Here is an 11,912-nt window from a genome sequence, read left to right on the forward strand (position 1 = left end):
AAGGCCCACGAAAATGGGCCTTTTGTTTTACTAAACTACTTGGTGATTATTTCAACCAAACTAGTGATGCATTATATATTCATCAATGATTCTCTTCTTCTCATTTTTCCTGCTGGTATTCCGAACATCATTTTGAAACGACGGCAGAAATAAGCCGTGTCTTTGTAGCCCACTTCGGAACCAATGGCACGAATCGACTTCTTCGTAGTTCTCAACAAGCCTACAGCAGCTTCCATGCGTTGGTATTCAATATAATCCTGAGGATTGATTCCTGTCAGCATTTTGAAATACTGACCGACATAGTCCTCAGAAACGTTTGCCACATTGGCTAATACTTTATTCGAAAGATCGCCACCCAAATTATCCTTGATATAAGCAAAAATGTCTATTAAGCGTGGGTCCTTGAAATAGGTACTGTTGGTAGCTAATTGCTCGACAAATAAACGGTTACGGATGATGTAACGAATGACTTCAATAACGATTTCTTCCGTCTTAATTTTGATGATGCGCCCTTTGCCAATCTCTTCTGACATATCTTCCAACAAGATTTCCTTGATGGATTGAGCCAAGTTATCATCTTTCTTTATTAAAAATGGAGGAATATCTAAGGAAGTAAAGAAGTTGACCGAGTCAAATACCTTAGCTTCGAAAGCCACCATACCAAAAGAATTGTCTGATTTACCGATGGTATTAGGATCCATGTTCTGATCAAAATACAATTCGCGGTGCGTCATGAATTCTTCATTATTAACCGCTTTCGGTTTTTCTGAATTACCGTAAGTCACGCTCACCATTTTCCCACCTGGGATAAAGAGCATGTCTCCCTCTTCTACTGGAGTGTCTTCTTCCCCAAATGAAACCTCCCCTTTGTACAAAATCAAGAGCGAGTTTTCTACATCATAATAATTTTTGATGCGGATTGGTTGTAATATTCTAATGTTTCTAGCCTTAATGAATTTAACACCAAGGGATTCGATAATTTTGTTATAATCTTCCATTTTTTTGCTCGTTTACAAACATTCAGAACATTTGTAGGATTAAACTTGGACAAAACTAATAAAACAGATAATAATTCCAAATTATTTAATCCAATTTTTTCCTTAAATTGGCAAATAAATTATTGTAATAAACCTATAATTGGTAGCTTTTGGGAAGGAATGTATTTAATGCGTAGTTTATATTGACTTTTATAATTATTTCGAGGATATTCCATTTTTTGGTTTAATTTAAATAATTAGCTCGTTTTTTATTGGTAAATTTGTTTTTTAGCTTTAGTTCAGCCACGTGACTGGAATATTTTTCAGCAATCAATTATGGGAATTTTTAATTTTCTAACCAAGGATATTGCCATCGATTTAGGAACGGCCAATACCCTGATTATTCACAAAAATCAAGTGGTGGTAGATGAGCCATCCATCATTGCGTTGGATCGAACAACCAACAAAGTGTTAGCTGTTGGTAGACAAGCCATGATGATGCATGAAAAGACCAACGATAACATCAAAACCATTCGTCCATTGAAAGATGGGGTTATTGCAGACTTTACTGCAGCCGAATTAATGATGCGGGGCTTGATCAAAATGATGGATAAAGGAAATTCATTTTTCTCGCCTGCTTTACGTATGGTTATTTGCATTCCTTCCGGAATAACGGAGGTAGAAAAAAGAGCGGTAAAAGATTCGGCAGAGCATGCCGGTGCACGTGAAGTATACATGGTTCATGAGCCGATTGCAGCGGCGATTGGAATTGGAATAGATATCGAACAACCAAACGGTTCTTTAGTAGTAGATATTGGAGGAGGTACCACCGAAGTAGCTATTATTTCTTTAAGTGGTATTGTGGTGGAGAATTCCATCCGTGTAGCAGGTGATGAATTTACTCGTGATATCAAAGATTATTTGTTACGAGAACATAAGTTAATTATCGGTGAACGTTCAGCAGAACAAATTAAAATTCAAGTTGGGGCTGCTTTACCCGAACTAGAAAACCCTCCTGCTGATTTTGAAATTCGTGGTCGCGATCAAATGACGGGAATTCCGAAAGAAATTTTAATCAACTATTCTGAAATAGCTTATGCGCTGGATTCTTCTATTACCAAAATAGAAGTGGCCATCATGGAGACTTTACAAAGGGCTCCAGCAGAGTTATCAGGTGATATTTTCCACAACGGTATTCACCTAGCGGGTGGTGGTGCAATGTTGCATGGTCTAGATAAGCGTATTGAAAAGAAGACGCAATTGAAAGTCCATGTTGCTGATGATCCATTGAAGGCTGTGGTACGAGGAACAGGAGAAATCTTGAAAAATCTAGAGAAATACAGACCTGTTTTAATCACCTAGTCCAAAAATTTTTGGTATGAATCAATTGTTTCAATTCCTCTTACGACAAAGGAACTTCCTTTTGTTTTTCGTATTGGAATTGATCAGTTTATGGTCAGTATTTAAATACAACGATTACCAAAGAACGCTTTATTTTAACACGACGAACCAGTGGGTGGCATCCTTGTTAGCGCAAAAACAAGAAGTTCAAAATTATTATCAACTTAGGGAGATTAATCGTGAATTGGCCTTTGAAAATGCGCAATTGCGGCAAGAAGTCTTTCAATTAAAAGCTATGCAAGCTCCCGATTTAACATTGCCCTATTATATTAGTGAAGCTGTACTGAATCGATATCAGCCAGTAGCTTGTAAGGTCATTGATCTGACAACACAGCAATCTCAAAATTATTTAACGATTGATAAAGGAACCAAGGATGGACTTCACCCTGGTATGGCTGTTATTTCCTCCACAGGTGTGGTAGGGAAGATTCTTTCATGTACCGAAAATTTATCGATGGTTATTTCCATTCTGCACATTAATAATACGGTTTCTGCTAAATTGAAATCTAGTGGAGAATTAGGTTATGTCAAGTGGGCTGGCTGGCAGCCTGAGGTTGCGGAAATGATGGACGTTTCGAAGTACAAAAAAGTAGTCAAAGGTGATACTGTTGTCACTTCTGATTACAATGCGGTTTTTCCACCCAATGTCCCCATTGGTATCGTTGCCAAACTAGGTTTGAAGAAGGATGGTAATTTTCACGATATTAAAATCATGTTATTGACTCATTTTTCTGCCCTACAATATGTTTATGTGATTAAAAATCGATTGGCATGGCAACAAGCCAAATTGGAGCAATCTAAACCTAAGTTGGACTAAGATGGGAACAAGCAGCACCATACGTTGGATTTTAACGATTCTTTTTACCCTATTAATACAGGTTCTTTTTTTAAGGGATTTGACCATTGCTTATTTTGCCTTTTGTTTTATTTATGTTTGGCCATTAGTTAAGGCCCCCATTGACACTCCTCCTGCCTATCTGATGCTGGGTGCTTTTGTGCTAGGTTGGTTGGTGGATGTATTTTACAATACCCATGGCATGCATGCCTTTGCTTCTGTTTTAATGGTCTCTTTACGTTCTCCTATTTTCCGACTGTTAACCCCAGCCAATGGCTACGACGAGCGCTCGAGTGTTAGTTTGCAAGAGATGAGACCCTTGTGGTTTTTTTCTTACCTATTTTTGATGCTTTTTTGTCATCACAGTGTACTATTTCTCTTGGAAGCAAGTGACCTGAGCTTGTTGGGAATCAGTCTCTTAAGAGGTTTATCCAGCTGCTTGTTAGGACTCTTGGTATTTGGTATTTTAGAGCTTTTTAATTTGAATAAATAAGCCTTTTTGTCATATTTTTCCTTTCTTTTTTCTTGGGCATAAAATTGTAGGAAGGGAATGTACGTTATCAGAAAATGATAATGCCTTAATATATTGACTATGGACGTCCAAGTAGAAAATGAAATCGATCCCTCGCCACATGCGAGACAGATTTTTGAAAAAGAATTTATGCCGCATTTAGATGCGATGTATAATTTTGCTTTGAGATTGACGAATGATGAGGACGATGCACAAGATTTAGTGCAAGATACCTGTCTAAAAGCATATCGCTTCATCAATTCCTTTGAACCTGGTACTTATGCCAAAGCATGGTTATTCCGCATTTTAAAGAATAATTTCATCAATGATTACCGTAAAAAATCTCGTGGTCCTTCCAAAGTGGAATTTGAATGGGTAGAGCAATCTTTTACAGGAGATGATGATCCAGAACCTTCACATCAAGCAGATTTACATGCAGAGACGGTGAATGAAATGCTGGGGGATGAAATCACCAAAGCCATACAAGCTTTGCCGGTAGACTTCCGTATGATTATTATTTTATGTGATTTGGAAGAGTTTAGCTATGAGGAAATGGCTAAGATTTTAAATATTCCCATAGGAACAGTTCGTTCACGTTTACACCGTGCCAGAGCTTTGTTGAAAGACTCTTTAGCGACTTATGCTAAATCAAAAGGATATGGAGCTGACACTTTGTCAGAGTTAGATTGAACTTTTACACCAAGGCTTGCGTTAGCCCAAACAGAATGAATTAATTAATGAGCATGAAGAAGAGCTGTGAACATCAGAAAGATTGCATGAAGCTAATCCAACGAATTTTGGATAAAGAAGCAAGTCCAGAAGAGGAGGCTGCCTTTTTGGCCAATAAAGAACAATGTATTCCTTGTCAAGAAGGATATGAATTGGAAACAACTTTAAAAAAGGCGATCAAGGAAAAATGTACGGCTAAATGTCCAGAAGAACTGTTTGCCCGGATCAAAGAGAAACTTTTTCTATTAATTATCCTTATTTCCATCTTAATTCCCTTATTTTGTTAGCTTAAACAAACAACAGTTTTTTGGAAGGGAAATTAATTATTTTTTCAGCACCTTCGGGTTCAGGTAAAACGACCATCGTTAAAGAACTCATCAAAAATAATTCCAATTTGGGATTTTCTATTTCAGCATGTACCAGAGATAAGCGGGGCAGATCAGAGGAGAATGGTAAAGATTATTATTTTTTAACTCCAGAAGATTTTCGTCAAAAAATCAATGAAGAGGCCTTTGTTGAATGGGAAGAGGTATATCCTGGAGCCTATTATGGAACTTTAAAGTCCGAAATTGAGCGAATTTGGGCATCTGGCAAACATGTCATTTTTGATGTAGATGTGAAAGGTGGGCTCGCGCTAAAGAAATATTATGGAGATCGCGCTTTAGCTATATTTGTCAAGGTACCAACCTTAGAAATTTTGGAAGAAAGATTGCGTTCTAGAGGTACTGAAAGTGAGGAGGCCTTATCCAAGCGTATCTTTAAGATGAAATTTGAATGGTCTTTTCAAGGTCAATTCGACGTCATTTTGGTGAATGATCAATTAGAGGAAGCAATCGAAGAGGCGCAAAGCCTTTTTGATGACTTTACCCAATAAACCATGAAAATCGCTTTGTTTTTTGGTTCATTTAACCCCATTCATCATGGTCACCTGATGATTGCTCAAGCGGTATTGAACCAAACCGATGTTCAACAGATTTGGTTTGTGGTTTCTCCTCAAAATCCCCATAAAAAAAGTAAAAGTCTGTTGCATGAGTTTGATCGGTTAGATTTAGTGGAAAGAGCCATCGCAGATAATTTTCAATTCAAAAGCTGTGATATTGAGTTTAGCTTGAAGAAACGCTCCTATACGATTGATACCCTCATCCATTTGTCTGAAAAATTTCCTCAGCATGAATTTGAATTGATTCTGGGGGGAGATAATTTGGAGCAATTTAAAAGCTGGAAAAACTACGATAAGATTCTTGATTATTTTGGCCTTTACGTATACCCACGTGGGGAAGAGCCGACAAGCGACCTATGGAATCACCCTAAGGTTAAAATCGTGAATGCCCCCGTTTTACATATTTCAGCTACTTACATCAGAGCGTGCATTCAAAAAAACCAGTCGATCAAATATCTAGTTCCTGATACTGTTGAGCAGTTAATCGCTCTAAAAAAATTCTACATTTAGGCCTTAGCGCTTAAAAATTGTTTTCATTTTTCAGTCCATTTCCTTTTTTACGTCTTTGCCTTTGGTGGGCAATAGGAATTATTTTAGTTCCTGAAAATTCCTCAGAATGGCTTAATCAAGTTCTTTTTTGCCTCTTTTTGGGAGCGCTGTTTTGCCTCATCATTTGGATAAAAAATAGATACCTTTTTCAGGCTTATTTAGTGTCCATCATCTTTTTTTTTGCAGGCTACTTGCGTACTTTGGACTTGAAAAATCAATATCAAAAGTTGCCTTCTGATGTTATTGCTTTCCGATTTCAGCTGGTAAGTACACCTATTAAAAAGCCAAAAACCTATGCATTTGTGGGAGAAATTTCCGCTTATTTAAATTCAAAAGGAGCATGGAACCCCATACGTACTCGTTGCCAATTTTATTTAGAGCAATCCGCAGATGCTCCTCATTTAGGAGATTCTTATCTTTCTAAGGCGCATCCACAATCCATTCGACCAGCGGCATTTCCATTTAGTCAAAACTGGCCAGTCTATTATGGTAGAAAGGGGATTTATGCGACATCATTTTTGCCAGGAAAATGGACAAAAAAACTTCAGTGCAATAGTGGAAACTTTGCTTTTAAGTCATTTTTTGAACGAGTGCAACATTATTTGCTTCAACATATTCATCGGGCGCTTACAGGGGAAAGGAATAGGGCGGTAGGAGGCGCCATGTTATTGGGAGGACATGAAACTATCGACTTTGAAACGAGAAAGAGCTATGCGGCTTTAGGAGCCATTCATATTTTATCCGTTTCGGGGATGCATGTGGGCATCCTATTTTTATGTATTCAATTTTTTCTAAAATTCATTCCTCAGCGGAATCGAATAGTTACCATAGGTGTTTTTATTTTAACGCTAATAATCATTTGGACCTATGCCGGAATTACTGGATTTTCTGCGCCTGTTTTACGCGCTAGTTGTATGTTTTCCGTTGTGCTTTTTGCTCAAACATTTCGATTTTCCTTGAATTCAATCAATCTATTAGCATTTACTGGATTTGTTATGTTGGTTTGGGATCCCATGCAATTGTACGACGCAGGCTTTCAATTGTCGTTTTTAGCAGTATTAGGTATATTAATGTACCAGTCTGCTTTGAGTGCAATTTGTGAGCCCAATATAAAGCACCCAATAGTACAGTATATCGTTAAACAAGCATGGGCTTTAACTACTGTAGCTGTTGCAGCGCAAGTTTTGACTTTCCCTTGGATCTTGTATTATTTTCATCAGTTCCCCCATGTGGGGATCATGTTATTGGCAAATCCCCTTTTAGTTTTACTCTCATCCGTCTCTTTGATTTTAGGATTGGCATTTTTACTGTTAGCACCCTTTTTACACGCATTGAGCTTTAGTCATTTGTACGTAATACTGGGAGAAATTTTGGATGCAAGTTTCACTTTTCTGCATGAAGTAATGTTTTGGATAGATCATGCATTCCAACCAACGATTCCTTTTTTACATTGGGAATATGGGTTATTTATTCCGTATTATTTGATTTTACTACTAGTCAAATTTTGGTGGGATAACAGGCAGGGAGCCACATTAGGATTTTTGGGTTTACTATTTGTAGTCAGTATATCGTATATTCAATTGGAGCAATGGCAAGCTCTGAGAAATCAGAAAATTGCCTATTTAGGCCAATATCGAGGTGAGCCAGTGTGGTTGGAACTACAAGGCTTGAAAGCTAAGTTGTTGGCATCCAGCAGGATTTACCAGGATCCAGCTTGGATACAATCGAATATTTCACCCGTATTGGCACATCATTTTATTCAGGATACCATACAATTGGAATGGAAGTCAGAAAAGAATGTTTCTTGGCTGTGGAAAGGAAAGAAATTTTACCTAGCCCATCAATCTCAGGTAGTTTCTCCAGGAACGATCGATGTATTGATAATCGATAGTAAATTAAAAAAGCAGAATTTCGATTGGTTGATTTCTAGTAAGGTGGGAGATAGGCTTTGGACACAATCAATATCGGCTTATTATCTCAAAAAATTAGAAAGGTTAAGTCCATCATCAAGCCATCAAGTCGCATTAGATACTGTTTCTGCTTTAGTATATTAAAAAAGGCTGTCGTTTCGGACAGCCTTTCTAAATTATTTATTTTTTTGCTCTTGACGTTTACGTTCGTTTGGATCTAAGAAGATTTTACGCATACGTAAAGATTTTGGAGTGATTTCTAAATATTCATCTTTTTGGATAAATTCCATACACTCTTCCAGCGAGAAGTTTAATTTAGGTGCAATCTTGGTATTGGTATCAGTACCTGAAGCACGCATGTTGGTTAATTGTTTTGCATTTTGCAAGTTAACCTCGATATCGTTTTGGCGATTGTGTTCACCAACAACCATACCTGAGTAAATTTCTTCACCTGGATCGATGAAGAACACCCCTCTGTCTTGTAATTTATCAATGGCATATGGTGTTGCAACACCTGTGTTCATGGAAATCAATGAACCGTTAATTCTACCTGGAATTGATCCTTTAAAGGACTCATATCCAATAAAACGGTGTGCCATGATCGCCTCTCCAAAAGTAGCTGTTAACACTTTAGAACGTAATCCAATCAAACCTCTTGAAGGAATGTTGAATTCTAAGTGTTGTAAGTCACCTTTAGGTTCCATAATCAATAACTCACCTTTACCTTGAGTAGCTAATTCAATTACTTTACCAGCTACTTCTTCAGGAACGTCAACGACTAAAGATTCAATGGGTTCTAACTTCTCCCCATTATCACCTTCTTTATAAATTACTTGTGGTTGACCAACTTGTAATTCATAACCTTCGCGACGCATGGTTTCAATTAAAACAGACAAGTGAAGGATACCACGACCAAATACTAAGAATTTATCTTCGCTTTCAGTAGTCATAACTCTCAAAGCCAAGTTTTTCTCAGTCTCTTTGAATAGACGCTCACGAATATGACGAGAAGTTACCATTTTACCTTCTCTACCAAAGAATGGAGAGTTGTTGATAGTAAACAACATGTTCATCGTAGGTTCATCAATAGCGATACGCTCTAATGCTTCTGGATTTTCTGGATCTGCTAAGGTATCTCCGATTTCAAAATCTTCAATTCCTGTTACGGCACAAATTTCTCCACATTCTACTGTATCAACACGTACTTTACCTAAGCCTTCAAAAACCTGAAGTTCTTTGATACGCATTTTTTTAATTGAGCCATCTGACTTACAAAGCGCGATCGGCATATTTTCTTTCAATGTTCCACGCTCCAAACGTCCGATCGCAATACGACCTACAAATGAAGAATAGTCTAAAGAAGTGATTTGCATTTGAGGAGTACCTTCCTGTACTTTAGAAGCAGGAATGTGCTCGATGATGGCATCTAACAAAGGGATGATGTTGTCTGTTGGAGTTTTCCAATCCGTATTCATCCAGCCTTGTTTAGAAGAACCGTATAAGCAAGGGAAATCCAATTGCTCTTCTGAAGCGTTCAAGTTAAACATTAAGTCAAATACCGACTCATGTACTTCGTCTGGGCGACAGTTCTCTTTATCAACTTTGTTAACAACTACAATAGGTTTTAAACCTAAAGCAATGGCTTTAGATAAAACGAAACGTGTTTGAGGCATTGGGCCTTCAAAAGCATCTACCAATAACAATACACCATCAGCCATACGTAATACACGTTCCACTTCTCCTCCAAAGTCGGCGTGACCAGGAGTGTCAATGATGTTGATTTTTACGCCATTGTAGCGTACAGATACGTTTTTGGAAACAATGGTAATTCCACGCTCTCTTTCTAAGTCGTTGTTATCTAGGATAAGATCTCCAAATTCTTGATTTTCTCTAAAAATCTTAGATGCATGAATGATTTTGTCGACTAGCGTAGTTTTACCGTGGTCAACGTGGGCAATAATGGCAATGTTGCGAATGCTTTGCATAAAATAATGGCGCTTTGATGAAATCAAATCTCTCTGCCTGAGGAAATTTAAGGTGCAAAGGTAGGGATAATTTCTTAGAAAAGTACTAATTGAAGATAATGAAATCGTGAAATCTTAGACATGATTTACTTTCTGAGAAGCCGATTTGGTTTTATTGGGATATAAATCGCTCATTTTTTTGAGGATATTCACGGAGTCAATACCACATAATTGGTAAAGTTCATGTGGTTCTCCATGTTCAATAATATCGTCAGGAACTCCCAAACGCAATATGGGTTTGTTGTATCCATGATCTAGCATAAACTCAGCGATAGCCGATCCAAATCCTCCTTGGATACAAGCATCCTCCACGGTAATGATTTGATTATATTGAGAAAATACTTCATGAAGTATTTCTTCGTCTAGAGGTTTGACAAATCGCATGTCATAAAGAGCAGGTTTCAATCCCAAGGACCTTGCTTTTTGGCAGGCTAATTCGGCTTCATTTCCAATATGGCCAATGCTTAAAATGGCAATTTCTTCTCCATCCAATACTTTTTGACCTTTTCCAATGGTAATTTCTTCAAAAGCAGTTCTCCAAACAGGCATCACACCTGAACCTCGTGGATAACGGATTGTCATGGCCTTTTGATGTTCTTTGAATTTATCCAATGAAGCCGTATACATAAGATTTCTAAGCTCCTGTTCATTTTTGGGTGCTGCGACAATCATATTAGGGATACAACGCATGTAGGCTAAATCATATAAACCGTGATGGGTGGGGCCATCTGCGCCAGCAAGACCTGCTCGATCTAAACAAAATATGACGGGGAGTTTTTGTAAACAGACATCATGCACCACTTGGTCGTAGCCTCTTTGCATGAAAGAACTGTAGATATTACAAAAAACGGTTAGTCCTTGCGTAGCCATTCCTGCTGAAAAAGTAACGGCATGTTGCTCGGCAATACCCACATCAAATGCACGATCGGGCATGGCTCTCATCATGATATTTAAGGAGGAACCTGATGGCATTGCAGGAGTAATGCCCATAATTTTTGGGTTTTGCTCTGCCAGTTCTAATATTGTATGACCAAAAACCTCTTGGTATTTAGGAGCTTGAGGATTATCAAATGTCTTTTTGTGTATTTCCCCAGTAATTTTATCAAATTTTCCAGGGGCATGCCATAGGGTTTGATCTTTCTCTGCTAAGGAATAGCCTTTACCTTTGGTGGTGATGCAATGTAAAATTTTAGGACCAGGAATATCCTTTAAGTCATTCAATACGGTGGTTAAGTATTGAACATCATGTCCATCAATGGGTCCAAAGTACCGTAAATTTAAGGATTCAAATAAGTTACTTTGCTTGAGCAAGGTAGCCTTTAATCCGTTTTCGATTTTGGATACAATTTCTTGGGCCGATTTACCAAACTTGGACATCTTTCCCAAAAGATTCCAAACATCGTCCTTTACACGGTTGTAGGTGTGGGAAGTCGTAATATCTGTTAAATATTCTTTTAAAGCGCCAACGTTGGGATCAATGGCCATGCAATTATCATTTAAGATAATCAGCATGTTATTAGGAATATCTCCCGCATGATTCATGGCTTCGAAAGCCATACCGGCGGTCATGGAGCCATCTCCTATAACCGCAATATGCTGTTTGTGAAATTCTTTTTTATACCTAGAAGCTACGGCCATACCTAGTGCCGCAGAAATGGATGTAGATGAATGCCCTACTCCAAAGGCATCATATTCACTTTCTGAACGCTTCGGAAAGCCACTAATTCCTCCCAATAATCGATTGGTGTGAAATGAATCTTGGCGCCCAGTTAGAATCTTATGGCCATATGCTTGATGTCCTACATCCCAAACGAGCTGGTCATCAGGAGTGTTAAAAACATAATGCAGAGCCACGGTTAATTCAGTAACACCCAAAGATGCTCCAAAATGACCACCATTGACCGATACATGATCGATGATGAATTGACGCAATTCATGACAAACCGCAGGTAATGCGGCAGGGGACAACTTGCGCAAATCCGCTGGGGATTGGATTTTGCTTAAGATAGGTCCGGCTTGAAATTGCATCTTGGAAG

General features: G+C 38.1%; 11 protein-coding genes. 8 read left to right on the plus strand and 3 right to left on the minus strand.

Annotated elements, in window-relative coordinates; translation table 11 throughout:
• Positions 1–71 precede the first annotated feature (71 nt).
• On the minus strand, positions 72–998 hold the full coding sequence (locus G9H65_RS02920) for an AraC family transcriptional regulator (RefSeq protein ID WP_166373828.1): 927 nt from the start codon (positions 996–998) through the stop codon (positions 72–74).
• Positions 999–1,313: 315 nt separating this feature from the next.
• Between G9H65_RS02920 and G9H65_RS02925 the strand changes: the two genes are divergently transcribed.
• The 8 genes from G9H65_RS02925 (at position 1,314) to G9H65_RS02960 (ending at position 7,996) form a co-directional block, all read left to right on the plus strand.
• Entirely contained in the window at positions 1,314–2,339 is a 1,026-nt protein-coding gene (locus tag G9H65_RS02925; protein WP_166373829.1) for a rod shape-determining protein, read from the plus strand.
• Between the two features lie 16 nt (positions 2,340–2,355).
• Positions 2,356–3,195 carry a rod shape-determining protein MreC gene (gene mreC / locus G9H65_RS02930; RefSeq protein WP_166373830.1) on the plus strand — a complete coding sequence of 280 codons (840 nt, stop codon included), beginning with the start codon at positions 2,356–2,358 and terminating at the stop codon, positions 3,193–3,195.
• Position 3,196: 1 nt separating this feature from the next.
• A complete protein-coding gene (locus G9H65_RS02935) occupies positions 3,197–3,706 on the plus strand; it encodes a hypothetical protein (RefSeq protein WP_166373831.1) in 510 nt (169 codons plus the stop codon).
• Positions 3,707–3,805: 99 nt separating this feature from the next.
• Positions 3,806–4,414: a sigma-70 family RNA polymerase sigma factor gene (locus G9H65_RS02940; RefSeq protein WP_166373832.1), complete on the plus strand. Its 609-nt coding sequence runs from the start codon at positions 3,806–3,808 to the stop codon at positions 4,412–4,414.
• Between the two features lie 53 nt (positions 4,415–4,467).
• Positions 4,468–4,740 carry a hypothetical protein gene (locus G9H65_RS02945; RefSeq protein ID WP_166373833.1) on the plus strand — a complete coding sequence of 91 codons (273 nt, stop codon included), beginning with the start codon at positions 4,468–4,470 and terminating at the stop codon, positions 4,738–4,740.
• Between the two features lie 20 nt (positions 4,741–4,760).
• Entirely contained in the window at positions 4,761–5,327 is a 567-nt protein-coding gene (gmk, locus tag G9H65_RS02950; RefSeq protein WP_166373834.1) for a guanylate kinase, read from the plus strand.
• Between the two features lie 3 nt (positions 5,328–5,330).
• A complete protein-coding gene (gene nadD, locus G9H65_RS02955; RefSeq protein ID WP_166373835.1) occupies positions 5,331–5,903 on the plus strand; it encodes a nicotinate (nicotinamide) nucleotide adenylyltransferase in 573 nt (190 codons plus the stop codon).
• Between the two features lie 17 nt (positions 5,904–5,920).
• On the plus strand, positions 5,921–7,996 hold the full coding sequence (locus G9H65_RS02960) for a ComEC/Rec2 family competence protein (RefSeq protein WP_166373836.1): 2,076 nt from the start codon (positions 5,921–5,923) through the stop codon (positions 7,994–7,996).
• 32 nt (positions 7,997–8,028) lie between these two features.
• Here G9H65_RS02960 and typA read toward each other — a convergent pair whose 3' ends face one another.
• Together typA and dxs are read right to left on the minus strand one after the other, a co-directional pair.
• Complete coding sequence (gene typA / locus G9H65_RS02965; RefSeq protein WP_166229672.1) at positions 8,029–9,837, minus strand: translational GTPase TypA; 1,809 nt, start codon at positions 9,835–9,837, stop codon at positions 8,029–8,031.
• 114 nt (positions 9,838–9,951) lie between these two features.
• Entirely contained in the window at positions 9,952–11,904 is a 1,953-nt protein-coding gene (gene dxs / locus G9H65_RS02970; protein WP_166373837.1) for a 1-deoxy-D-xylulose-5-phosphate synthase, read from the minus strand.
• Between the last annotated feature and the right edge of the window lie 8 nt (positions 11,905–11,912).

The sequence above is a fragment of the Aquirufa ecclesiirivi genome (genome assembly GCF_011250515.1).
Classification (GTDB): domain Bacteria; phylum Bacteroidota; class Bacteroidia; order Cytophagales; family Spirosomataceae; genus Aquirufa; species Aquirufa ecclesiirivi.